Genomic DNA, 23,939 nt, shown 5'->3' with positions numbered 1-23,939 from the left:
CCCGGGGAGGAAAAGATGGAACGCTTAAAAAACAAGGTTGCTATTATTACGGGTGCAGCATCAGGACAAGGCAAGGCAGCATCTTTGTTGTTTGCCCAAGAGGGCTCAACGGTTATTGTGGCGGATTTTAACGATGAACAAGGACGAAAAGTGGTCGATGAAATTGCGGCCGGGCATGGACATGCGGAGTTCTATCATGTCGATGTAACGGAAGAGTCGTTGGTCGAATCATTGGTGAAGTATACCGTAGAAAAGTACGGTAAATTGGACATTATGTACAACAATGCCGGTTTGGTCAAAATGCGCCCTATAGGTGAGTTGCCCACGGATGAATGGGATTTTACAATCAGGTTCGAGTTAAACCAGGTGTATTACGGTTGTAAATATGCGCTTCAACAAATGGAGAAGCAAGGATACGGTGTGATTCTGAATACAGCGTCCACGTCCGGGTTGATTGGCATACCGGGTCATGGTCCGCATGCTGCATCGAAAGCGGGCGTGATTGGCTTGACCCGCTCCATCGCTGTGGACTATGGACCCAAAGGGATACGTTGTAACGCGATAGCGCCAGGGTTTATTCCCTATACGCAGCAAACGGAAGATCTATCCAACGATCAGTTTATCAACATGATGCTTCAGGTTCAGCCGATTAAACGTCATGGCCAAGTGGAAGATATTGCGCAATGTGCTTTATTTTTATGTTCGGATGAATCGTCGTGGATTACGGGGCAAGCCATTGCTGTAGATGGCGGGCATACTGCAATGTAGGTTCTATCCGAATGAGGATCCGCAGATTCGTCTGATTCAGCAAGCTGTTTATTATGGAGGTATAACTATGGGGAAAATTGCGACTGCTCTGGCATCATCCCGAAATAATAATTTTACCATGCAATGCATATGTTAGTATACCTTGATGAACTTTCAAAGGATGACTTGTCTTATTTGGAAATTTTTAAAAGCCTGGGCAGTATAACTTGTCACTCCAAAAGATCTGTCGTTTTTGAGCAGAAGGATGTCGGGAAATATGCCTATTGCACAGTCAAAGGGATCGCGAAAGTGGTACTACTATCTGAAACCGGACAGATTCGAACGGTTAATTATGTGACGCCTGGTATCTTCTTTGGGTTATCAGCCGTTTTTCTGGAGCGTCCTATTTCGAATTCGATCGTAGTTATGTCTGTAACGGATGTGGAAATCTTATCCATATCCAAGGAAGTTGTCCTGAATTGCATTCATAATAATCCGAATATAGCCTCCTATTTACTAAAGTGTGTAGCCCTTCAAATTGAAAGTTTATTCAATCATGTTGAAATAGACAGTTTCGGCGATTTAATATTCCAAGTGGCTTCTGTTTTAAATTCTTTTCCTAAACAACAAAAATCCGGAAGAAATTATGTGACACTCTCCCAGGAAGAACTGGCATCAATTATCGGTAAGTCTAGAATTACTGTAGCAAAGTCGCTTCATCAATTGCAAGATTTAGGAATTATCAGATTAATAGGAAAGAAAAAGATAGTCATTGAAAATGAGGTAGAGTTAGCGTATTTATCAGGGAATCTACAAAAATAGAGCAGGCATGGACGGAAGAAAAACGTCCTGCCTTTCGAGTTTTCTTATGGTGTTTCGCCGTATTGCCCAATATAACGTTAAGTTTATAGGCAGCCTGATATGGGCGCAAAAAATTAACAAGCATTAAACAACTTACCTTTTTGTTGTTTAATGCTTGTTGATTTTTTTCGTTAATGATCATAATTACCATTCACATGAAACCGTAAATAATTGAATATCCGGAATTCGGATGGACAGCGGAAGTGTATCATCTCACACCCAGTTAATCAGTCAATGGATCAAGGAAGGCCGGATCAAGCCGGAAGTTCCGGTCGAAGAACGGGTCGTTTAGGCTCGAATGCCAGATTGGGACTTCCGGAATTAAACTTGGGGATCATTCCCGGAGCGGGCCCTTAATTAAATTATGGGAGAAATGTCTAAATTTTAAGACGGAACGTTGAAAGTATCTTTTTCATGGAGTCATCATCACCACTGTATAACAAGCTTAAGGCGGCATGGGAGTCTAAGATGAAGTGTATTCTAATAAGGGTATTCCAAACGGTCATGATGTAGTGTTAGAATGAGTAAAACGGAGATTCTGGAGGAAGCGCCATGGAACTTCTGGAAGTATTTAAAGCGTTGTCCAATGAAACGAGAATGCAGATCATACAGTGGTTAAAAGATCCGGAGATTCATTTTCCAAAACCGCAAAACGGGGATATACAAGAAGACGGGGTTTGCGTGAGCGATATCCATAAAAAAGTTGGATTGTCACAATCCACAGTGTCCCTTTACCTATCCATGCTGCAAAACGCCGGGTTGATAAAAGCAAAACGCATTGGGCAATTTACTTATTATAAAAGGGATGAGGAAAACATCAAAAAAATGACGGAATGGTTATCCAAAGAATTGTAAATCATAATCTTTGTATTCCACTCCTTTTTTAATGCTTGCATGATCCCGATTTTTATTTTATTATATCGATAATTATAGATATCTAAAAATAAGGATATGGAGGGACGAAGATGAATAAATTTGGAAAGCATAAAGGGTACTCACGCATGTTTAAAGAAAACAATCTGACTCTCGGATTGTTCTTTCCGTTGGAATCCTACGCAGGCAGCATTCCGGAGATGAATCTGGAAAAGCAAATTAAACTGGCGAAAAGAGCGGAGGAGCTGAATTTTGCCGCATTGTTCGTCAGGGATGTTCCGTTGCATGACCCGAATTTTGGGGATGTGGGCCAAATCTATGATCCCTGGGCCTATTTAGGATATATTGCCGCCCATACCCGAAACATCGCACTGGGCACCGCAAGCATTATTCTCACCTTGCGTCACCCGCTGCATGTCGCTAAAGCAGCGGCTTCCATCGATCACCTGTCCGGCGAACGTCTGGTTCTCGGCGTGGCGACCGGGGATCGCCCAATAGAATTCCCGGCCTTCTCAGTGGATTTCGAAGACCGTCCCCAATTGTTTCAGGAAGCCTTAACGGTCATGAGAAAAGTGTGGGGAGAGAGCTTTTCGACGATCCGATCGCAACGAGTCGAACTGTTGCAAGGGGGGGACCTGTTGCCCAAACCGCGGCTGGCGGATATTCCAGTGCTGGTAACCGGCCACAGCTCGCAGTCTGTTGAATGGATTGCCGAAAATAGTGACGGTTGGATGTATTATCCCCGAAACTTGAAATTCCAGGCGGATCTGATTAAAAATTGGCGCTCTCTTACCGATGAGTTTAAACCATTCAGCCAGTCTCTCTATATAGATTTGGCGGAGGATCCGAATCAGGCGCCAATCCCTATTCATCTAGGATTCCGAATCGGGCGCAAACCGCTGATTGAATTCATTCAGTTTCTTAAAAATGTGGGTGTCAATCATGTGATTATCAACTTGAAATATGGCCATCGTCCTATTGAAGAAGTGATTGAAGAACTGGGAGAAGAGGTTCTCCCGCACTTTCCCGCATTAACCGGCGAACCACAAGAAATTTCGTAACAGGAAAGCCCCGGTTGCCGCGTGATCGGTTGGTTCACCAAAATCTGATGGGGAGTGGCTGATAATGAAGGTGCTGACGATCGTCTCGCATCCCAGAAGGGAATCCCTTACGTTTTCTGTGGCCGATCGTTTTGTTCAAGGACTCACCGATGCCGGACATGAAGTTGAAATGGCGGATTTGTACGGGGAGGAATTTCAACCGCTCGTCTTCGAACAAGATGAACCTGATTGGGATAACCCCCGGAAGAGCTATTCCGCACGTGTTCAAGCTGAAATGGCAAGGCTGAAGAGAAACGAGGGACTTGCGTTCATCTTTCCGTTATGGTGGTATTCCTTACCGGCCATGACGAAAGGCTATATAGACCGCGCGTGGAACTATGGTTTCGCTTATGGCGGAGCGCACCTTCCACACCAAAAAGTACTCTGGATTCCGCTTGTCGGGGAGACAGAAGATAGCTTGAAAAAACGGAGTTTCGATACCATGATTTCCCATTATCTGAATGTCGGTCTGGCTGGATATACGGGCATTTCACAGTCGGAAGTAGCATTTCTGTATAACACGCTGGCTGAAGAACTGGAGAGCGGGGATGAAATTAACAAGCATTACGAAAGTATGTTTCAACGAGTGTATGAGTTAGGGTATACCTACAGCGATTCGCTCGCTCACAAGTAAAAATGACGACGTATTAAATCGATGCGTTCATGGGAGAAAGACCCGGGAATCGATTTGCCGATAAGGAGGAGCTGGCAGCGATGGCTTACCGTGTTTATGCTATGGATTTTTCCTTCTACAACTCCATAGGAATTTACAGTTTTGAAGCACGATGCGAGATGCTGAAAGAGATCGGGTACGATGCGGCGCATTTGTCCATCTGGCACGGAGAGCGGTGGCGGGACGCGGCGAAGCTCGGCAGCGTCAAGCAGAGATATGGGCTGGACGTCGCGGGTGTGTACGTCGTGTTGGATCTCTCTTTAGGCGAGAGCCATCCGAGAAACCAAGGCATCCTGAATTTGTTGGAGACGCTGGAGGGTTGTTCGACCGTTGAGCTGGCGATCCAATCCGCAGGAAGTCATCTGCGCCCCTCAGACCCGGCGGGTGACGACGCTGTGGTGAAGTGGCTGGAACAAGCGCTCCAGATTTGCGAGCGGCGCAACATCGACATCCTGCTATACACGCATCTATCCTTCTGGGTCGAACGCCACGAAGATGCGGTGCGACTGTGCCGGCGTCTGAATCATCCCCGTTTGGGGATCGTATTCTGCGGTTTCCATTGGTACGCCGTTGACGGGACCAATCTAACAGGTACGCTGGAGGCGGTGGCGCCGTACCTGAAGCAAGTGAACCTGTCCGGCAGCCGTCGGAATCCGCACGGTTTTGGTGACGTTGCGACGATCGAGCCATTGGACGAAGGCGAGTTGGATAATTTCGCGTTGCTTGGGCAGCTTAAACAGATCGGTTTTCACGGGATGATCGGCTTTCAGGGTTGGAGCGAGGGGGGCGACGCCTACCTGAAGCTGAGTCGCTCGCTCCAAGCATTCCGTGACATGGAACGGCGTCTTGAGGCACATCCGCATTGGGCGGAGTTGAAATTGCTTCCGTAGCGTTTGGAAAACAGGAATATATTTGCATAAACTAACTTGACAGATATGAATAGTATGATTAAAATCAATATGATCCATGATAAGAATAAAGATTTGCAGCTGGATATAACAACTTAATCGACCGTTCAAACGGAGGTTCCCTACTACTTTCACAGTCCGAAAGTAAAGGGAACCTTTTTGGTTTAGAGGGTAGAAGGGGGATCTGACACGGAATAAAGTAATATATTTTTATATCTTAAAACTGACTAAACCGATAAACATAATCAAATTATCGGGATCAAGTTTAGACAAGAAAGGGGATTGACCACTATGGAAAAAAAGATACGCTTAAATCTATTTGATATGAATGTGATCGGGCATCTTGCACATGGAATATGGAATCATCCATCCGATGAACGCCGGCGGTTCAATGAACTGAGCTATTGGGTGGAATTGGCGCAGCTTGCAGAACGGGGGAAGTTTGACGCCATTTTTTTAGCAGACATTCTTGGGGTGTGTGACATTTATCAACAATCGCGGGACATTTCCGTGAAGACGGGCATGCAGGTACCAGCCAACGATCCCATGCTGATTGTCCCGGCGATGGCGCAAGCTACGACTCATTTGAGCTTCGCGGTAACCATTTCGACAACTTACGAGCATCCCTTTTCCTTAGCCCGCCGGTTGTCTACTCTCGACCATTTAACCAATGGACGGGTGGCATGGAATATTGTAACCACGGCCGTGACGAGCGCTGCCCGTAATTTTGGGCTGAGCGAGGTGATTCAACATGACAACCGATATGACATCGCTGACGAATTTTTAGAAGTTTGCTATAAATTGTGGGAAGGCAGCTGGGAAGACGATGCAGTAGTGCTCGAGAACGGCATCTATGCCGATCCGGCCAAAGTACATGAAATTAATCATCAAGGTCAGTATTTCAAAGTAGAAGGTCCTCACTTATGCGAACCGTCATTACAGCGTACGCCGGTCATTTATCAGGCAGGCAATTCAGATCGCGGGCGGAAATTTGCGGCCAGGCATGCGGAGTGCGTTTTTGTCGGTGGTACTTCGATGGATGCTGTTCGTTATTACACACAGGATATTCGTGAGAAGGCAAAGGCTTACGGCCGTGATCCCGAACAGCTTTTAATGTTCAAGGGACAGAATGTGGTTGTTGGGAAAACAGCAGGCGAAGCCAGGGAGAAGTTCGAAGATTACAAAAAATATTGGAGTGCCGAAGGAGCTTTGGCTCATTTTGGCGGATCGACGAATTTGAATTTGGCTGATTATGATCCGGATGAAATCTTCGAATATGTGGAAACCGTGGGCAACCAAACACACACCGCTCAGTATAGCAAGTTCGGGAACAAAAAGCGGACTGTGCGGGAGGTGATGGAAGCTATCGGGGATTTCGGAGGCAGTGCAGGCGGAGCCAATATGGTTGTCGGAACGCCGATCGAGGTTGCCGATCGTATTCAGCAGTTGGTCGAGGAAGCCGGAATCGACGGCATTAATCTGGCCCAAGTCACGACACCGGGAACCGTGAAGGATTTTATCGAACTTGTGCTGCCGGAGCTGCAAAACCGCGGGCTTGTAAAAGAAGAGTACGAGGAAGGCTCGTATCGGCAAAAACTATTCGGGGGCAACGGTCGACTGCCCGACCATCATCCGGGAGCCCGCTTCCGCAAAGTCGGTCTTGCAAAGTGATGACCTATCACAATTTATTTTTAGGGGGAGGGTAACCAATGAAAACAAAGACAGCACATGCATTTATAGCATTAGTCGTCGTTTTTGCCATGATACTTTCGGGCTGCACAAGCAAAGAGCAGGGAACCATCGCCGAATCTACCTCCACGAAAGACGCACCGAAACAAGGCGGAACGCTCATCGTAGGTCTTAATGCGGAAATTACGGTACTCGATCCTTCACGGGAGGCAGGTTGGGAAACTTTCCGGGTCAACCGTCAAATTCACGAATCGTTGGTAACCGAGGATTTATCCAAGCCGACAAAGGAAGTGCCGATTCCTCCTCTTAAACCTGCACTGGCTGAATCCTGGAAAGTTTCTGAGGATGGTCTGATATATACGTTTCACTTGAGGCGGGGAGTCAATTTCCATGACGGCACGCCATTCAACGCTGCGGCTGTGGAATTTAATATCCGCCGAGCCTGGGATCCTCAGTTCGAATATTACGATAAGATTAGCGCCGCAGTCATGCAGCTTACCTATAACGGCTTGAAAGAAATTAAAACCCCGGATGATTACACGGTCGAATTGATATTTGAAAAGCCGTTTTCCCCTTTCCTGCGCATGCTCGCTCAAGGCAGTGGGGGTACGGGATTGATCTTGAGTCCTACGGCGCTCAAGAAATGGGGGAACGACGGTTATGCAGAGCATCCCGTTGGAACAGGCCCGTTCCAATTCGTTGAAAGGATTCGTGGGGAAAAAATTGAGTTGAAACGTTTCGATGGATACTGGGGAGATAAACCTTATCTCGACAAAGTGATTTTCCGGCCGATTCCTGATGACAATGCTCGAGTAACCGCTTTGGAGACAGGGGAAATCGATATCATTTCGTGGCCATCAAGGGATAGTGTTGCCAAACTAAGGGATAAAGGGTTCAAAATTGGGGAAGGTGACTTGCCATCTATTTTTTATTATGCTTTTAATTTTGATAGTCCATACTTTAAAGATCCCAAAATCCGGCAAGCGTTTATTTATGCCATTGATCGAGAAGGACTTGCGAGAGATCTGTTAAAAAACACCGTTTCTCCGGCTTTTAGTATTCAAAATCCCGGCAATGAAGCTTTTGATCCGAATTTTAAGGATTTCAGCTATGATCCGGAGAAGGCTAAGGCGCTTTTGAAAGAGGCAGGTTATCCGGAAGGGTTCGAAACAAAATTGATCATCTATGCGGGGAAGGAACCTGTCGCCGAATGGATACAACGGGACTTGGCCAAAGTCGGAATCAAGTTAAAGATCCAGACCTATGACTGGAACAGCTATTTAGCCGTAAAGAAAGCCAAGACGCCAGATATAGGTTTAGACAGTATGGAATGGGGATTTGTTACTCCCTATTGGCTATATATTGTAGCTCATTCTAATAGCGGGTCAAACAGCGGAAAGTACGTAAGCCCTGCCTTCGATCAAGCCGTAGACAAAGCCATTCTGGAACCGAACCAGCAAAAATCAATTACCTATTGGAAAGAAGCTAACAAGATTATTGCTGAGGATGCTGGAATACTGCCAATCTATTACGATCGCACACATTATGCGATTGGTAAAAATGTGAACGGATTTGTTGTCGCTGCCCAAGATTGGTATGACCTGAACAAAGTTTGGATTAAACAGTAAACAAATCTTGATAAGGAGGGGAAGATCGATTTGATGTCGGGATTCGTATTGAAGAGAATTCTCTCGGTACTTCCTGTGCTCTTCAGCGTGACTTTCTTTGTATTTTTAACCGTCTATTTAAGCCCCAGGCCACGCCGGAGAATGTCGCGGAATTACGTAAAGTGTTCGGTTTAGATGAACCGTTTTTGATGCAGTATTTCCTTTGGTTGAGCCACATCGTAAAAGGGGATTTGGGAGATTCGATCATTATGCGTGTTCCGGTTATGGATGTTTTGATGAAAAATTTTAAAAACACGCTCATTCTGACTTTGGGAAGCCTAATCATTTGTGTCGGTTTAGGAGTAGTAATCGGTGTGTTGTCCGGTTTAAAACCGTCTTCCTGGTTTGATCGAATCAGTATGTTTCTTGCACAGCTCGGTGCCAGTGTTCCGGTGTTTTGGCTTGGGATTGTCCTCATGTGGATATTCTCCCTTCAACTCGGATGGCTCCCTTCATCCGGCATGTACGATATGAGAAATGAGGGAAGCTTCTTCAGTCTTCTCGAACATATGCTGTTACCGTCTATTGCTACGGCTATCGTTTCACTAGCTGTTATTGCAAGGCTGACCCGTTCGAGCTTGATGGATGTCATGAATGCCGATTACATTAAAACGTTTCGATCCTATGGGATGCCGGCAAGCTTGATCATACGAAGACACGTGTTCCGTAATATGCTATCTCCAGTCATCAATATTACTGGCTTGCAAATCGGACATTTGCTTGGGGGCGTATTATTCGTGGAAATGGTTTTCTCCTGGCCCGGCATAGGAACGCTGCTTTACCAAGCCATAACAGCCCATGACATTCCGATGATTCAAGCAGGCGTTTTGTTCGTTGCTTTCAGTTTTGTACTCGTGAACTTGATTACCGATCTCGTTGTAGATATGCTCAATCCGCGAATGAGCGGCTAAGTTTTCCAAGCAGGCAAGAGGTGTACAAAATGCGAAACAGAGAGGCATGGATTCCGACGACGTTAAACCCGAAATTAGATGTAAATCAGACATGGAGAAGAATCCGTCAAGACAAACAAACTTTAGCAGGCATTTTGATCGTGCTAGCCGCTATTCTGATCTCGTTGCTGGCGCCATGGATCTCCCCTTATGACCCGAATGCCGGCGATGGTGCTCTACGCCTTTCGCCTCCTGGTACGCCAGGGCATCTGCTGGGGCTGGATGATCAAGGCAGGGATATACTGAGCCGTCTGATATGGGGGAGCCGATATTCCTTGCTTGCGGCTCTGCTGCCGATCACAATCGCTTTTGTTATCAGTATATGGTTAGGTCTAACGGCTGGCTTTGTCCAAGGGAGGATTGGCGAATTGATCATGCGGATCTTGGATGTACTTTTTGCGTTCCCAATGATTCTTTTCGCGATTGCGATAGCAGCAATATTAGGTCCAGGTGTGATGACCATACTTGTTACCATTACAGTAGCGCTCATCCCTTATATGTCGAGAGTCGTTTTCGCTTCCGTCAAAGAGGAGAAAGGTAAAGAATATATTGAGGCGGCACGTATGCTTGGAGCTTCTACGACGTCCATACTTTTCAGGGAATTGCTTCCTAACGTCATCTCACCGTTAATCGTCTATGCCACTACTTTAGTCGGTTCCATGATCGTATTCTCATCGGGACTTAGTTTTCTGGGATTGGGTATTCAACCGCCCGATTCAGACTGGGGCAGAATGACTGGAGATGGAATGAAGGTTTTGACGCAAGGTGCGCCCCATGTGGCTACGATTCCAGGATTACTCATCATGCTGGTCTCACTTGGATTTAATTGGCTGGGAGATGGATTAAGAGATTGGCTGGATCCTTATAAACGAATGAAATGATAAAATCCGATAAAAGGAGGCGTTTGCTTGTCATTACTGGAAGTTCGCAATCTCCATACGGAGCTTGTCACTCCCCGTGGTACTGTCAAAGCGGTGAATGGTATCGATTTCCAAGTGTCTCCCGGTGAAGTGTTGGCACTGGTAGGGGAATCCGGATCTGGAAAGAGCATGACCGCACTTTCCATTATGGGATTGCTTCCCAAGAATACGGCACAAATCACGTCTGGTGAAATACGTTTTAATCAAACGGAAATCACTAGTTTGGAAGAGAAAGATTATAACCTGATTCGCGGTAAAGAAATCTCGATGATCTTTCAAAATCCATTGACGGCGCTCGACCCCTCTTACAAAATCGGCACGCAATTGGTTGAGACGATTGCGTACCGCCGGGGGATCAACAAGAAAGAGGCGGTGATCGAAGCCCGGCAGTGGCTTCAAAGAGTGGGAATTTCCGATGTAGAGCGTGTGCTGAAGTCCTATCCTCACGCCTTAAGCGGCGGGATGAGGCAGCGTATGATGATCGCGATGGCGATCAGCTGCCGACCCAAGCTAATTATTGCGGACGAACCTACTACGGCACTCGACGCCACCATTCAGAAACAGATTCTGAATTTATTGAAGAGCATCAACCAGGAGTTAAGTGTGCTGCTCAATGTATTTATCGGCAGTGCGCTTGGCGCCATTGAAGAGGCAAGCAAGTACACCACTACGACTTCACGCGCATGGATAACTTCCGGAGTGGAAAAAGCCTCGGAGGATCCCTCTATCCTCCGTCAGTATGGCGAGTTTTGGGTCGAAGTCCAAGGGGCTGTAAGTTTGGCCGACAGAGCATGGGTCCAATTAGACCGGGCTTGGGAGAAAGAGTTCGATTTGACCGAAGAGGAACGCGGGGAAACGGCCGTTCTTGTCGCTGCCGCCAATGTGCTGGCCGGGAAAGTGGCGTTGGACGTGACCAGCCGGATCTTTGATGTGATGGGCGCGCGTTCTGCCACGACCAAATACGGTTTTGACCGTTTCTGGCGCAACGTTCGTACGCATACTCTCCATAATCCTGCGGAATACAAGCTACGCAACGTGGGAAGGTGGGTGTTAACCAAAGAATATCCAACGCCAGGCTATTACTCTTGATTTCATCATGCAGTTGAAATTCCGTACAAAAGATGAGGTGTCGCATGGAGATTCGCGCTTTAGGTCAGGACGATTTCGAAACGAGTCTGGAATTAACGAAGTATGCCTTTCAATTGGACTTTAATGAAAAGGATAAAGAAATTTTACGCGCACGTTTCACGAAGGAGCAAACATGGGGCATATTTGACGAAGTCCGCCTCTCCGCTCAATTAGCGATCGTTCCGTTTGAAACGTATATCAATGGAACTCGTGTTGCGATAGGGGGGGTTACACGTGTATCGACATGGCCTGAACTGCGTCGGCAGGGGCTGATATCCAAACTCATATTGCATTCTCTCAAAACGATGAAGGAGAATGGGCAGTCCCTCTCCTTCCTTGTGCCCTTTTCCTTTGGTTTTTACCGTAAGTACGGATGGGAAACGTACACTGAATATAAACAATATGTCCTGGAGACGGCTCAATTTCCGCCTCGTGTAGAAACGAACGGATATGTGGAACGCCGGGACGGAGACATCGAATTATTGAGTCGAGTATACGAAGTTTATGCCGCACGATATAACGGTACGTTAGTCCGTCCGTTAGATTGGTGGAAAAGTCCGATTTTTCAGCGCAAGAAAGGCCATGCAGCTGTATATTTTCGGGAGGACGGTACGCCTGCGGGGTATGCTCTTTACGAGATCAGGAAGCAGTCGGAACATCTTAAGGCCAAACAATTTCGGGTACAGAGGGAATTACTCGTTCATGAATTTGTATTTTTAGATGAGGATGCCAGATGGGGATTGTGGTCGTATTTGTCCAATCACGATTCCATGGTGGAAAGAGCCGTGGTGACGGCGCCGGTAGATGATGCGCTGCCATTTTTCCTTCCCGACCCGCGCATTCAACAGGAGGTGCTGCCGTATTTTATGGCGCGAATTGTCGATGTCCAACAATTCATAGAGCAGTACGTTTTTTCAGCAACAGGCGAATCACTTAAGCTTGCCATTCGTCTTACCGACAAGTACGCGCCGTGGAACGATGGATTATGGGAGCTAACGATAAATGGGGAAGGGAGGGCAGGCATAAATCCTTTGAATGAAAACGATACTGTGTCTGATCGAACGGCGATTCGCTGCGATATCCAAACCCTGTCAGCTCTGCTGCTAGGATATAAGAGACCTGAAGAGTTGCATCGAATCGGACGGATCGGGGGAGTGGAAGAAGTTCTTGCTCAATGGGAAGCGATTATTCCACGGCGGACGACCTATATGCTCGATTTCTTTTGAGAGTTGGAAGCTGTGGAAATGGATATCCTGCTTTTCAAGTTACTTCGTGAGTGTGGAGGAATGAAAAATTGATTTTATTAGATAACATCAATAAAACGTTTGTAACTCCAGGGGGGAAATTCCAGGCCATTTCTTCTGCGTCGTTGGAAGTCGATCAAGGGGATATTTACGGAATTATAGGCTTTAGCGGAGCAGGAAAATCAACACTTTTACGGACGATTAATTTGCTTGAAAAGCCTGACAGCGGTTCAGTTATCGTGGATGGGGAAGATTTGACCCTTCTTACCAAAAAACAACTACTGAAAAAAAGAATGTCTATGGGGATGATTTTTCAGAACTACAATTTAATCGGCAACCGAACCGTTTTTGATAATGTCTCTTTTCCTTTAGAGATAGCAGGGGTGTCGAAATCAGAACGCAGAAAAAAAATCAGGGAGTGCTTGGAGATTGTTGGTTTATCGGACAAAGCAGATCATTATCCGGTTACATTGAGCGGTGGGCAAAAACAGAGAGTGGCCATTGCCAGAACCATGGTGACTCAGCCTAAAATACTGCTTTGTGATGAACCGACATCCGCATTGGATCCGCAAACAACGGAAAGTATCTTAGCATTTTTAAAAGAACTGAATGAAAAATCCGGGATCACCATTGTCATCGTAACCCATGAAATGGAGGTGATCAAATCTATTTGCAATAAAGTCTCCGTTATGGAAAATGGTCATGTCGTGGAAAAGTTTCAATTAAAAGACCCGAATTTTGTTCCTCAAACAAGAATCACGATGTTTTTATTTAATAATGAAATTGAAGTACGCCGGGAAGGAGAGGGTGTATTTGTTGGATAATATCATCGCATTATGGCCGGAGATCGTTGTAGCGCTCGGCCAGACGTTTTACATGATGGTCATTTCGCTCGGTATTGCGATCGTGATAGGTACACCACTTGGGACCTTATTATTTTTAATCCGTCCCGGCTCGCTCGTAAATGCGCCTCGTCTTTACGTTGTCATTGACGGAATGGTCAATATCGTTCGCTCTTTCCCGTTTCTCATTTTATTGATTGCCATTATTCCTCTTACCCGCTTTATAGTTGGGACACCGATCGGCACTACAGCAGTTACGGTTCCTCTGGCTATTAGCGCCATTCCAGAGTTTGCAAGGTTTGTAGAGCAAACCTTGCTTGAAGTTAACCGTGGTGTTATAGAGGCTGCGGAGTCTATGGGAGCGAATACTTATCAGATCATTTGGAAGGTTCTTTATGTAGAGGCGAGATCAGGAATTGCAAATGCCGCTACGATTATTAGTGTCAGCTTCCTTTCGTACTCGACAGTTGCAGGACTAGTTGGAGGCGGCGGCATTGGAGATTTTGCCATAAGATATGGATATTACAGGTATCAGACAGATGTAATGGTTTTTACGGTTGTGATGATTGTGATCATCGTGCAGCTGATTCAGATGATCGGAAATATGGCAGTCCGGAAACTGGATAAAAGGAAATAAATAAGATCTAAAACTAAAAAGTATAAAATATGAAAAAATGGAGAGTTATTATGAAAAAGACACTGTTGATGGTTATTATCGCGATTTTCCTTCTCATGACGGCATGCAGTACGAAAGAAACCGCAACTGGCAGTAATTCCAATGATAAAACGATTGTATTCTTAGCAACGAATTATAAATTGTATCAGGATACCACTCGTGTTCTGGCAGCAGAGGTAGAAAAAAGAGGATATAAATTGGATTATAAATTTATTAGTGATAGTATTCAGTTAAACTTAGCGGTTAAAGAAGGAAATGCAGATGCCAATTATTTCCAGCATCAAGCCTATCTGGATGGATTTAATGCCGGTAATGGAACTAATCTGGTAGCGGCATTTGAAGCGTTTTACGATTGGGGCGGTGTTTTTTCCAAAAAACATAGAAGTCTAAAGGACATTCCGGACGGCGGAACTATTGCTATTCCGGTTGAACCCTCCAACAATGGCCGTACATTGGTTATGCTTCAGGACGCGGGATTACTTAAGTTAAGAGATGGTGTAAGCGGTGTTCAGGTCAAAGTTAATGATATTGTGGAAAACCCCCACAATTACAAGTTTAAAGAAATTGAGTATGCCATGTTGCCACGCTCGCTGGATGACGTAGATGCCGCTTTTTTACATGCCACAGTAGCTGCAGATAATGGGTTCGATTTTGACAAGGATGCTTTGGCGAAGGAAAGAAAAGAAGTTTTATCTCCTGATATCATTGCTACCCGTCCGGAGTTGGTCGATTCACCTAAAATAAAGGTGTTGAAGGAAGCGTATCAAAGTGATGCAATGAAAAAAGCATTTCTGGAAGCTTATGGTGGTAAGACTGTGCTAGTCCCCGGCTGGTAATCGCCTGACTGTTTAATTCGTTTCCTCTAAAGCTAACAAATGAAAGGCTTCATTCCCGAATGGAATCGGTTGATTGGGGGACAGACCCCCAACAACCCGATCATTCGGTTACACCCCGTCATTCCTCGTTACATAAACAACCGAAACAAGCGGATCCGCAACCAATTCATTTCGTATCTCCCCACTCTTTCCTTAACCTTCTTAATACTTCACCAATCGAGACGAACGTTTAGATGTATAACGTTTAGATGAATAACGTTCAAACAAAAAACATATTTGCTTGTGAAGGAATTTGGTGAAATTTGGCGAAAGGTATTATATAGGTATATTAGCGCAGTACGTTGGAATTACATTAACCAGAGGTCGCTGTTCACTTTTTTCAAAAACAGGTCATCGGGCGCATGAATCGATCCTGCCCAAAGGCAGGGGAGCAATACTTCAGGCCTAAGGATTCCATCTGCGGCAGTTGGGTTACCGAAATGGATGCTGGAGGGCTACTCTTTTCTTTCGGAGTAGCCCTTTCATTTGAGAGGAAAGATGACTCGATGGAGAATATTGCAAATCTTATTGAAAACAATCATTTCTACCATGTATTTCAGCCGTTGCGGCGACTTCCCGATCAAGGCAAGGTCGGTTATGAAGCTTTGATTCGCAGTACATCCGGCATTGGCCCGAATGCGCTTTTTCAAGGAGCTATTGAACAGAACCGATTGTATCAATTGGATACCTGGTCCATTGATCATGCGCTTTCCAGCTTCTTTTTTTCTCCGGTTGCACAAGAAGACGGGTTGTTGTTCATTAATCTTTTCCCATCTACCATCATTGCCGATGCTTTTCCTTTGTTTGTGAATGATCTCAGGAGGCGGCTCCTTTCTTTTGTCCATCGCATTGTGCTTGAAATCAACGAATCCATTACCGAAGAGCCGATTTGGAGCAACCCTGTATTTATGCAAAGAATCAAAGATCTCCGTAACAATGGGTTCTTGATTGCTTTGGATGATGTAGGGGAAGGAACGACTACGTTTCGGAAAATCTTCGAGATATCGCCGGACTTCATTAAGATAGACCAATTTTTTTCCAAAGAGCTATCCCTTTGCAAGAAGAAACAAAAGGTAGTCCAGCTCTTTGTCGATTACTGCGGGGACGCTGACAGCACCCTTATTTTGGAAGGGATTGAGCGGGAAGAGGATTTCGTCTGTGCAGCATGTCTCGGTGTAACGATCGGACAGGGGTATTATTTAGGGAAACCGAATCGACTGAACATATGAAGAAGAAGTTGAATCTGAAACTGGAGGACTACGCAAGATGGAAGATAAAAGCATGTATTCACGCAAAGCAACACTTTCACTCAAAATTTCCGAATTTGAAGTTCCGCCGATGCAGGACTTGTTAATTATCGGGAAAAAAGCGCCAATCGGTCCAGAAGCCGTCAGGCGAATGTCAGAGGCGCTCTCCCCCGGACAATTTACCCTGCTTAAGATTGATCATCCCAAAATAGAAGCCATTCTGGTCCGAAATTCGCTTTTGCAAATGCTGGACCAAACCCTCCTCATGAAGATTGTCATGGAGGAAGCGGAACGATTGATCCTCGATACTACGGTGCTGCGCTCGGAACTGAAAATTGCAGTTTCCGTACAACGGGAGGTCGAACTGGGATGAAAGTGTCCGAGCTCATGACGTCCCCGGTTTATACGGTTTCGTCAGACAAGAGTGTTTTCTATGCAGCGGAACTCATGAACGAATGGAGAGTGGGGTCGCTAATCGTTATGGATCACGGCACGGTCGTAGGCATCTTCACTTCCCGTGATGTGCGCTCAACGCATCCCAACCGGATTGTAGCGGACGCCATGACGCCCGACCCTATCACGATTACCTCTGAATTCTTTATATGGGACGCGCTGAAAGTTATGGATCAACACCGAATTAAACGTCTATTAATCATGGAAGAGGGCAAGCTTGCCGGTTTGGTAACCCGGGAAGCCATTAAGATGAAATTGTCTGAATTTATGGATTCGCTGACGGGATTCTACCGTGCACCTTATATCCAATCCGTCGGTGAGGCGTTCCTGAAAAAGAAACAACCTTTTCATCTTTTATTTATTGACCTGAACGGTTTTGGCAACATCAACAAGCGTTACGGCCATCCTTTCGGCGATGATGTGATACGTGAATTTTCCGGCAGGATGGCATCCTTGGTAAAGGAAGATCGGGATTTTGTTTGCAGATATGCCGGCGATGAATTCGTCATGATCACTTTGGCAGACGAGGCAGAAGTCGATCGTTACATCCGGTTATTCTCCTGCTCTGTCTTCATCAACAATGTTGCCGTTTCCGCGGCGGTAGGGTACGTGAACGGGCTGGAGGAACCCGACTTTTTTTCCTTGTCGTTCCGGGAAATCTTGAGAAAGGCCAGTCTGTTGTCCACTTCCGCGAAGCCCATTCATGATGAAGGCAGCGATGAAGTTTACTTGCGTTAGGACAACGTGGATTCCAACAAGGATAGTGTTCGCCGCGATGTCCAATTGTTTCGATTCGAGATCCAGCAGCAGCACCGAACAGTTCCGGAAGGGTCGCAAAAAGCGAAGCACGCTTAATGCCGATAGGCATTAAGCGTGCTTTTCTGTTTTTTCGGTCCGTACAGAAGGGGAGAGGTTATTTTGCCTCTCCGGTTGGATAACGCTTATCGTCGTCCTGCTTATGTCGGATTATTCCAAAAATCGGACATAAATGTCCATGTTCAAATCATTTTATTGTATTGATAATAATAATAATCAATCAAAGGGAGGAAATTTGGTGAATATGCAATCCCGGCTTGAAGTGGAAGAATTGGATTACTTAACAAAAAATTTTCATTTATCCATCAAGCCATTGCCATATTCAACGGATTGTATTCGATCTGTCGATTTGCTTGACGGTAAAAAATGTGCGTCGTATTTGGATGAATTATCAAGTGTTCTCCGGTCTCCGTCAAGAATGATTACCGCTTCGCAGTTCTCCAAGAGGTACGCCTTTCTAACCCTGACTACCGGTTTATATGCCATGACGATGTACAATAAAGGATTGGATTTAGGTATCGAAAATAGCCTTCTTGAATCGTCCGTAACCCACAATAAATCTTGGTCGACCAGGATATGTGTGCCAGATTTGCATGTTACCGAACCTGCGGCTGGGAAACGGGATGAATGGCGTAATGAAACGATAAGAAATCTCTTCGCAGGGCATTTGGCAAAACTGTGGCGTTCCATTTCTGAAACCGCCAACATTCCAGTGGCTATTTTATGGGAAAATACCGCAGTTCGTTTATATTCGCTGTATGAGAAACGAATGGGGGAAGGGGCCAATTCACAAGAAAACAAGCGCATACAGGAGGACTTCGAATATCTGATAAGTAAAGCGCCAGGGACCGTATTCGGGGAAACGGACAATCCCATGGAAAAGTTTTACTTTCCTGCATGTATGACTTCTTCTGCAAATCAACCGGTTCGTATTCGAAAGACTTGTTGTTTCTATTATAAAGTTTCCGCGAACGAAAGCTACTGTTCAACCTGTCCGAAAGTAGTTAAGAAACACGAATGACTTGATAGGGAGAAGCTTGCAAGAACGCTCCGCTTTACTATAATGAAAGTGAGTTTTTTTAAGAGAGGACCGTGTTGTTATTGTAGAAACGTGGACTCACTGATCCGGAAGAAGTACGGATATGGTCGGGTCCTATTTGCCGCTGCAACTGTTCTAAAGGAAGGATAAAATCGTATCCGAACAAGGAATTCGCGATAGATTTGTCGAAATAACATGTAATGAGAATGATTATTATTCACAGAAAAGGACGAGTGCAAATGAATAACAGCTCACATCTTTCAACGCGACTCGCTGCTTGCCTGTATAAACTGGAAGATAGTCAACACGTAATTTCGAATGAAACCTTATTTCAGCATGATAATTCGTTGTATGGAATGTTGTTGTTTATGGAAGCTGAAGGAGACATTGTCATCGACGGACGGAGCTATCCCTTACAGCGGCAAAAGATTTTCATCGTATCTCCCGGTGCCTATGTAAAACTGTCCATTCACCCAAGTAGTCAAGCAGATTATTATTACATAAAGTTTTATGCGCTGCAACCTGCGGATCCGGGTCATTTTGTACTTGCGGAACTGAAATGTCCGGATGAACTATATACTGCTCATTTTCAGTTTCTGGCCGACATGGTTCAAGAGATGGAGAAAAAACATCGCAGTGACAGTAGCTGGGATGTCATGAAAGCGAATATGATGTTTCAAGAAATGATAGTCGCGCTATTCAAGGATACCATTCATGAACAGAAGTCAGATTTGAAACAAGCGATTCATCTCACCTTGGAATATATGGAACAATACTATCCATTACATATTACCCGAGAGAAGCTTGCTGAAATCGCAGGTTTGAGTGCGGATTATTACTCACGGGCATTCAAGAAACAAGTCGAAAAAAGCCCGATGGAATATTTGACTGAAATTCGGATTAGCCAAGCCAAGCAATTGCTGGTTCAGTCTGACGGATCGTTTCGTTCGATTGCCCACAGCGTCGGCTTTAGCGATGAGTTTTATTTCAGTCGCAAGTTTAAAGCAGAGACAGGTTACTCGCCGATGTCTTATGTGAAAAAAATCAAATATTCCAGCAAAATTGCTTCACTTAATCATCAAACAACAGGTCATTTGATTGCGCTGGGCATCGAGCCTTATGCCGCTGTCATCAATAACGCTTATCCGATCACCACCCGGTTGCGCAACACAATTGCTGTCGGCCACTCCAATCCTGATTTGGAAAGACTGGTGACTGCCAAGCCAGACTTAATTGTGGCGAGCGGTTCTCGCCATGTGGAAAAATCTCAAAAAGAGAGAATATTTAATCAAATCGCCCCGACGATCACTCTTCATTATTCTAATGACTGGAGAGTTCATTTTCAGACCATAGCTAAGATCGTTGGCAAAGAAAAGGAAGCAAACGGTTGGCTGGAGCGTTATGAGCGAAAAGCGGAAACGATTCGAAAACAAATAAAAAGCAAAATCGGAGATGAAACCTTCTTAATCGTTGGTATTGGCGAAGGGAAAATGTGTGTGTATGGTCTACGAAACATGGGGACGGTGCTGTATGGCGATTTAAAGTTGACCGCTCCCCAAGGGGTGCCGGGTATTGCCCACTATAAGGAGGTAACGCTGGAGGATTTGTTTGAGTTTGAAGCGGATCGGATCCTATTAACTAGCTATAGGCACAATGGTACTGCACAGATGGATCAGGCGATCCGAAATGAAGTAGGTGCGTTATATGACAACAAACAATGGCATGCTTTAAAAGCAGTCAGGAACAGAAAAGTTTATTGTATGTATGACAGCCAGCATCTCTATACGAGCTATAATGCGCTGTCTCATGACTTATTTCTGGACAAAGTGCATCAGCTGCTGATGTCGGATGAGGAGTAAAAAAGCGGACATCCGCCATGAGCTGCTGAAATATCGGAATAGTCCAAAAAGTAATCATTAATATCCATGTTCTTTATAGATTACTCTCTTATAATGAGAATAAGAATCAATATCAATACCATACGTTCAACAAGAAAAAGGAGAGGTACAAGGATGGTTAGAAGTAACAAATATGGATTAGTACTAGCAGCGATTTTTCTATTAATGTTCGTGATCGCTGGTTGCGGGGGGAATCAGCAAGGGGGAGCAGTTTCTCAGCCGACACAAGTACAAGAAACTGAGAATCAAGAGGCCAGAGTCATTCAACATGCCATGGGTACTACGGAAGTTAAAGGTACACCTAAGAAAGTGGTCACGCTGTTTCAAGGAGCTACGGACGCTGCCTTAGTGCTGAAAATTAAGCCTGTGGGAGCCGTTGAATCCTGGATAGAACAACCTTGGTACAATTACATCAGAGCCCAGATGGAAGGGGCAACCAACTTGGGCTCGGAAAACCAGCCCGACTTGGAAAAATTGGTTTCACTTCAACCTGACTTGATTATCGCTTCCAAAACACGCCACGAGAAAATTTATCAGCAATTATCGGCCATTGCGCCAACCGTCATGACAGAAGAGGTACATCTGTGGAAGGATACGTTGAAACTGTCAGCAGAAGCTCTAAACAAAAAGGAAGAAGAGAAACAATTTCTGACAGAGTGGGAGCGAAAAGTAGCTGATTTCAAGGGGGAAATGGGCGATAAATTAAAATTGGAAGTGGGCATTGTTGACTTTCGAGTGGATCATGCCCGAATTGTTTATACCGGATTCTCAGCTCTCGTTTTGGAAGAGTTGGGAATTGCCCGTCCTGCTAGTCAGAGGGGAACAGAATGGGGAGTTCAGCTCTCATCCAAAGAAAATATTCCGCAAATGGATGCAGATATCATATTTGATCAAACGAGTACGACAAGAAATGACGGTCGACTGGATTTGAGAAAAGCATGGAGCGAGCATCCGCTGTGGAAAAATTTGAAAGCCGTTCAAAACAATAGAGTATTCGAGGTAGATACCGCGGTATGGAATAACGGCTCTGGTCCGTTAGCAGCTATGGAGATGCTGGATGATCTCTATGCTTTCTATGGATTGAAATAATATAGTTAAATTAAAGAGGCTGTTGACGAGCGCTGGTGTCAACAGCCTCCAATGAGTTCACTCGTTTCATACCGCTTCGTCTTATGAAGGCTATGGAGGGAATGAACCTCAAAGAGGAGGGTCTTTGTGAATCCATTATTACACCAGACACCTTTAAGAGCGCTGGGTTTGGTGTTTGGTTTTTTTATACTTATGATCTCTTTTATACTAAGTATCGTCCTTGGAACAACGGAGATAAGCTTTCTAACGGCTGTCGAGTCATTTACCCATTATGATATGTCATCGAACGAACATGTGATTATCCAAACGACCCGGTTCCCTCGCGCCATATTTGCAGCTCTGATCGGGGGGAATTTAGCCGTTGCAGGGGCTCTGATGCAGGCGTTGACTCGAAATCCTTTAGCTTCTCCAAGTATTTTCGGGATTAATTCGGGTGCCGTTTTTTTTGTGATATTGGCGTTAACGTTTTTCCCCGTCTCTTCCCTGGATCAATTGGTATGGGTCGCCTTTTTGGGAGCGGGTATTGGCGCTTTGACCGTTTATTTCCTCGGTTCCCTGGGCAGGGACGGATTAACTCCACTGAAAATTGTGTTAGCCGGTGCAGCTATGACGGCCTTGTTTACCTCGTTTACTCAAGGCATGCTGGTTGTTAATGAAGCCAGCTTACAAAATGTGTTGTTTTGGTTAGCGGGTTCTGTCGCCGGCAAATCGGCTGAGGGATTAATTCCGGTCTTACCGTATATGGTATTCGCCGGGATCACCGCATTGGTACTGGCACAGCCTGTCAACATCCTGACTTCGGGAGAGGATGTCGCCAAGGGATTGGGGCAAAGAACGGGCCTTGTGAAAATTTCAATTGCGGTTGCGGTCATTTTATTGGCGGGAAGCTCTGTTGCGGTTGCCGGCTCCATCGGATTTGTAGGTCTCGTTATTCCGCACATTGCCCGTTTCCTGGTGGGTATTGATTATCGCTGGGTTATTCCTTACAGTGCCGTACTGGGGGCTATCTTGTTGTTACTTGCAGATATCATTGCTCGGTTTGTGATTATGCCTGGAGAGATTCCGATCGGAGTGATGACGGCTTTAATCGGAGTGCCATTTTTTATTTACACTGCGAGGAAGGGGTTTCGCTCGAAAGGGGTTTCGCCATGAAGCAGTTAATCGTTGTTCGAAGCAAAAAGGGACAGTTTTCTTTTCTTGTGCAGAAAAGAACGGTGATTCAGCTCTCGGTGTTAACGGCAATGTTGATCATTGTATTTGTTCTGAGTCTGGGGCTGGGCAACAAGGGTACTTCACCAGTGGACGTGCTCAAAACGTTACTTGGGCAAGGAACAGCCGTAAATTCGTTGATTATTGGCACTTTAAGGCTTCCTCGTATTATAGTTGCCGTTCTGGTTGGAGCGGCTCTGAGTGTTTCCGGATCGATCCTTCAGGGAATTATCCGAAATCCGCTAGCCTCGCCGGATATTATTGGGATTACAGGGGGAGCCGCGTTTGCGGCAGTGGCTTTTTTTACCTATTTTGCCGGTACGGTCAGTATCCAGTGGCTCCCGGTAGCAGCCTTTTTGGGGGCTGGCTTCGTTTCGATCGTGATTTATTTGTTGGCATGGAATAAAGGGGTTACTTCAACGAGGCTGGTGTTGATCGGAATTGGGATTTCAGCGGCGACCAGTTCTTTAACGATGTTAATGATTGTTCTCAGCCCTATTAAAGCAGCCAGTCAAGCCTATATTTGGTTAACTGGAAGTATTTACGGTGCATCGTGGGATAATGTGTATGCCTTGCTGCCCTGGGTGATTGTTTTTATTCCTTTGGCACTCATTTATTCGAGAAACATTAATGTTCAAGAACTAGGCGACGATGTCGCGAAAGGTTTAGGAGCTTCTGTTCAACTTCACCGATTCCTGCTGCTGATCATCAGTGTGGCGTTGGCGGGTTCAGCCGTGGCTATTGCCGGAGCGATCGGGTTTATCGGCTTAATTGCTCCGCATATCGCCAGAAAGCTCGTAGGTCCTTCTTTTGGCGGCTTAATTCCGGTTGCGGCTCTTATTGGCAGTCTTATGCTTTTGATTGCCGATACGTTTGCCAGAACGGCCTTTCTTCCACTCGATATTCCTGCGGGTGTGTTTACTGCAGGTGTAGGTGCTCCTTTCTTTATTTATCTGCTTTATAGAAATCGCAATAAATAGAGTTGCACTATTCGTACGGAAAAATGAATGACAGGGTTTGAAATGCAGCCTTTTT

General features: G+C 45.4%; 23 protein-coding genes. All 23 read left to right on the top strand.

What is annotated here, in order from left to right; translation table 11 throughout:
- Positions 1–15 precede the first annotated feature (15 nt).
- The 23 genes from ACZ439_RS01100 to ACZ439_RS00990 all read left to right on the top strand — a co-directional run bounded on the left by ACZ439_RS01100 (position 16) and on the right by ACZ439_RS00990 (position 23,884).
- Positions 16–768, top strand: coding sequence for an SDR family NAD(P)-dependent oxidoreductase (locus tag ACZ439_RS01100; protein ID WP_054799890.1), 753 nt, complete (start codon positions 16–18; stop codon positions 766–768).
- Positions 769–942: 174 nt separating this feature from the next.
- Positions 943–1,569, top strand: coding sequence for a Crp/Fnr family transcriptional regulator (locus tag ACZ439_RS01095; RefSeq protein WP_164751944.1), 627 nt, complete (start codon positions 943–945; stop codon positions 1,567–1,569).
- Positions 1,570–2,160: 591 nt separating this feature from the next.
- On the top strand, positions 2,161–2,463 hold the full coding sequence (locus tag ACZ439_RS01090; protein WP_127609877.1) for an ArsR/SmtB family transcription factor: 303 nt from the start codon (positions 2,161–2,163) through the stop codon (positions 2,461–2,463).
- Positions 2,464–2,573: 110 nt separating this feature from the next.
- On the top strand, positions 2,574–3,542 hold the full coding sequence (locus ACZ439_RS01085) for an LLM class oxidoreductase (RefSeq protein WP_054797411.1): 969 nt from the start codon (positions 2,574–2,576) through the stop codon (positions 3,540–3,542).
- Positions 3,543–3,606: 64 nt separating this feature from the next.
- Positions 3,607–4,215, top strand: a complete 609-nt coding sequence (locus ACZ439_RS01080) for an NAD(P)H oxidoreductase (protein ID WP_464620520.1) — start codon at positions 3,607–3,609, stop codon at positions 4,213–4,215.
- An 80-nt stretch (positions 4,216–4,295) separates the two neighbouring features.
- Positions 4,296–5,144, top strand: a complete 849-nt coding sequence (locus tag ACZ439_RS01075) for a sugar phosphate isomerase/epimerase family protein (protein WP_054797412.1) — start codon at positions 4,296–4,298, stop codon at positions 5,142–5,144.
- Between the two features lie 309 nt (positions 5,145–5,453).
- A complete protein-coding gene (locus ACZ439_RS01070; protein WP_464620519.1) occupies positions 5,454–6,833 on the top strand; it encodes an LLM class flavin-dependent oxidoreductase in 1,380 nt (459 codons plus the stop codon).
- 38 nt (positions 6,834–6,871) lie between these two features.
- On the top strand, positions 6,872–8,479 hold the full coding sequence (locus ACZ439_RS01065) for an ABC transporter substrate-binding protein (protein ID WP_464620518.1): 1,608 nt from the start codon (positions 6,872–6,874) through the stop codon (positions 8,477–8,479).
- Positions 8,480–8,640: 161 nt separating this feature from the next.
- On the top strand, positions 8,641–9,429 hold the full coding sequence (locus ACZ439_RS01060) for an ABC transporter permease (protein WP_054799893.1): 789 nt from the start codon (positions 8,641–8,643) through the stop codon (positions 9,427–9,429).
- A gap of 29 nt (positions 9,430–9,458) precedes the next feature.
- Positions 9,459–10,349: an ABC transporter permease gene (locus tag ACZ439_RS01055; RefSeq protein WP_464620517.1), complete on the top strand. Its 891-nt coding sequence runs from the start codon at positions 9,459–9,461 to the stop codon at positions 10,347–10,349.
- A gap of 27 nt (positions 10,350–10,376) precedes the next feature.
- Entirely contained in the window at positions 10,377–11,477 is a 1,101-nt protein-coding gene (locus tag ACZ439_RS01050) for an ATP-binding cassette domain-containing protein (protein WP_464620516.1), read from the top strand.
- 44 nt (positions 11,478–11,521) lie between these two features.
- Positions 11,522–12,742: a GNAT family N-acetyltransferase gene (locus ACZ439_RS01045; protein ID WP_464620515.1), complete on the top strand. Its 1,221-nt coding sequence runs from the start codon at positions 11,522–11,524 to the stop codon at positions 12,740–12,742.
- 68 nt (positions 12,743–12,810) lie between these two features.
- Positions 12,811–13,584: a methionine ABC transporter ATP-binding protein gene (locus ACZ439_RS01040; protein ID WP_464620514.1), complete on the top strand. Its 774-nt coding sequence runs from the start codon at positions 12,811–12,813 to the stop codon at positions 13,582–13,584.
- Entirely contained in the window at positions 13,574–14,239 is a 666-nt protein-coding gene (locus tag ACZ439_RS01035; RefSeq protein WP_054799897.1) for a methionine ABC transporter permease, read from the top strand. Before ACZ439_RS01040 ends, ACZ439_RS01035 begins: the two co-directional genes overlap by 11 nt.
- 50 nt (positions 14,240–14,289) lie before the next feature.
- Positions 14,290–15,114, top strand: a complete 825-nt coding sequence (locus ACZ439_RS01030) for a MetQ/NlpA family ABC transporter substrate-binding protein (protein ID WP_181410162.1) — start codon at positions 14,290–14,292, stop codon at positions 15,112–15,114.
- A gap of 545 nt (positions 15,115–15,659) precedes the next feature.
- On the top strand, positions 15,660–16,382 hold the full coding sequence (locus ACZ439_RS01025) for an EAL domain-containing protein (protein WP_141335646.1): 723 nt from the start codon (positions 15,660–15,662) through the stop codon (positions 16,380–16,382).
- A 37-nt stretch (positions 16,383–16,419) separates the two neighbouring features.
- Positions 16,420–16,773: a hypothetical protein gene (locus ACZ439_RS01020; RefSeq protein WP_127609850.1), complete on the top strand. Its 354-nt coding sequence runs from the start codon at positions 16,420–16,422 to the stop codon at positions 16,771–16,773.
- On the top strand, positions 16,770–17,591 hold the full coding sequence (locus tag ACZ439_RS01015) for a GGDEF domain-containing protein (protein WP_464620513.1): 822 nt from the start codon (positions 16,770–16,772) through the stop codon (positions 17,589–17,591). The genes ACZ439_RS01020 and ACZ439_RS01015 overlap by 4 nt, the downstream gene beginning before the upstream one ends.
- A gap of 322 nt (positions 17,592–17,913) precedes the next feature.
- Positions 17,914–18,690 (top strand): IucA/IucC family C-terminal-domain containing protein, encoded by a 777-nt coding sequence (locus ACZ439_RS01010; RefSeq protein ID WP_464621179.1) that lies wholly within the window; start codon positions 17,914–17,916, stop codon positions 18,688–18,690.
- A 257-nt stretch (positions 18,691–18,947) separates the two neighbouring features.
- Entirely contained in the window at positions 18,948–20,567 is a 1,620-nt protein-coding gene (locus ACZ439_RS01005; protein WP_141335688.1) for a helix-turn-helix domain-containing protein, read from the top strand.
- Positions 20,568–20,720: 153 nt separating this feature from the next.
- On the top strand, positions 20,721–21,695 hold the full coding sequence (locus tag ACZ439_RS01000; protein ID WP_464620512.1) for an ABC transporter substrate-binding protein: 975 nt from the start codon (positions 20,721–20,723) through the stop codon (positions 21,693–21,695).
- 126 nt (positions 21,696–21,821) lie between these two features.
- Positions 21,822–22,847, top strand: coding sequence for a FecCD family ABC transporter permease (locus ACZ439_RS00995; RefSeq protein ID WP_127609215.1), 1,026 nt, complete (start codon positions 21,822–21,824; stop codon positions 22,845–22,847).
- Positions 22,844–23,884: a FecCD family ABC transporter permease gene (locus ACZ439_RS00990; RefSeq protein ID WP_464620511.1), complete on the top strand. Its 1,041-nt coding sequence runs from the start codon at positions 22,844–22,846 to the stop codon at positions 23,882–23,884. Before ACZ439_RS00995 ends, ACZ439_RS00990 begins: the two co-directional genes overlap by 4 nt.
- Positions 23,885–23,939 lie beyond the last annotated feature (55 nt).

This window comes from Paenibacillus sp. JCM 9796, assembly GCF_055379675.1.
Note: the sequence above shows the minus strand (reverse complement) of the source record. Positions and strands in the feature narration are given on the sequence as shown.

Coding starts and splice junctions, on each gene's coding strand:
- ACZ439_RS01075 (WP_054797412.1), top strand. CDS start 4,296: ATGGCTTACCGTGTTTATGCTATGGATTTTTCCTTCTACAACTCCATA.
- ACZ439_RS01045 (WP_464620515.1), top strand. CDS start 11,522: ATGGAGATTCGCGCTTTAGGTCAGGACGATTTCGAAACGAGTCTGGAA.
- ACZ439_RS01030 (WP_181410162.1), top strand. CDS start 14,290: ATGAAAAAGACACTGTTGATGGTTATTATCGCGATTTTCCTTCTCATG.
- ACZ439_RS01000 (WP_464620512.1), top strand. CDS start 20,721: ATGGTTAGAAGTAACAAATATGGATTAGTACTAGCAGCGATTTTTCTA.
- ACZ439_RS01085 (WP_054797411.1), top strand. CDS start 2,574: ATGAATAAATTTGGAAAGCATAAAGGGTACTCACGCATGTTTAAAGAA.
- ACZ439_RS01080 (WP_464620520.1), top strand. CDS start 3,607: ATGAAGGTGCTGACGATCGTCTCGCATCCCAGAAGGGAATCCCTTACG.
- ACZ439_RS01100 (WP_054799890.1), top strand. CDS start 16: ATGGAACGCTTAAAAAACAAGGTTGCTATTATTACGGGTGCAGCATCA.
- ACZ439_RS01070 (WP_464620519.1), top strand. CDS start 5,454: ATGGAAAAAAAGATACGCTTAAATCTATTTGATATGAATGTGATCGGG.
- ACZ439_RS01010 (WP_464621179.1), top strand. CDS start 17,914: ATGCAATCCCGGCTTGAAGTGGAAGAATTGGATTACTTAACAAAAAAT.
- ACZ439_RS01090 (WP_127609877.1), top strand. CDS start 2,161: ATGGAACTTCTGGAAGTATTTAAAGCGTTGTCCAATGAAACGAGAATG.
- ACZ439_RS01015 (WP_464620513.1), top strand. CDS start 16,770: ATGAAAGTGTCCGAGCTCATGACGTCCCCGGTTTATACGGTTTCGTCA.
- ACZ439_RS01005 (WP_141335688.1), top strand. CDS start 18,948: ATGAATAACAGCTCACATCTTTCAACGCGACTCGCTGCTTGCCTGTAT.
- ACZ439_RS01020 (WP_127609850.1), top strand. CDS start 16,420: ATGGAAGATAAAAGCATGTATTCACGCAAAGCAACACTTTCACTCAAA.
- ACZ439_RS01025 (WP_141335646.1), top strand. CDS start 15,660: ATGGAGAATATTGCAAATCTTATTGAAAACAATCATTTCTACCATGTA.
- ACZ439_RS01065 (WP_464620518.1), top strand. CDS start 6,872: ATGAAAACAAAGACAGCACATGCATTTATAGCATTAGTCGTCGTTTTT.
- ACZ439_RS00990 (WP_464620511.1), top strand. CDS start 22,844: ATGAAGCAGTTAATCGTTGTTCGAAGCAAAAAGGGACAGTTTTCTTTT.
- ACZ439_RS01055 (WP_464620517.1), top strand. CDS start 9,459: ATGCGAAACAGAGAGGCATGGATTCCGACGACGTTAAACCCGAAATTA.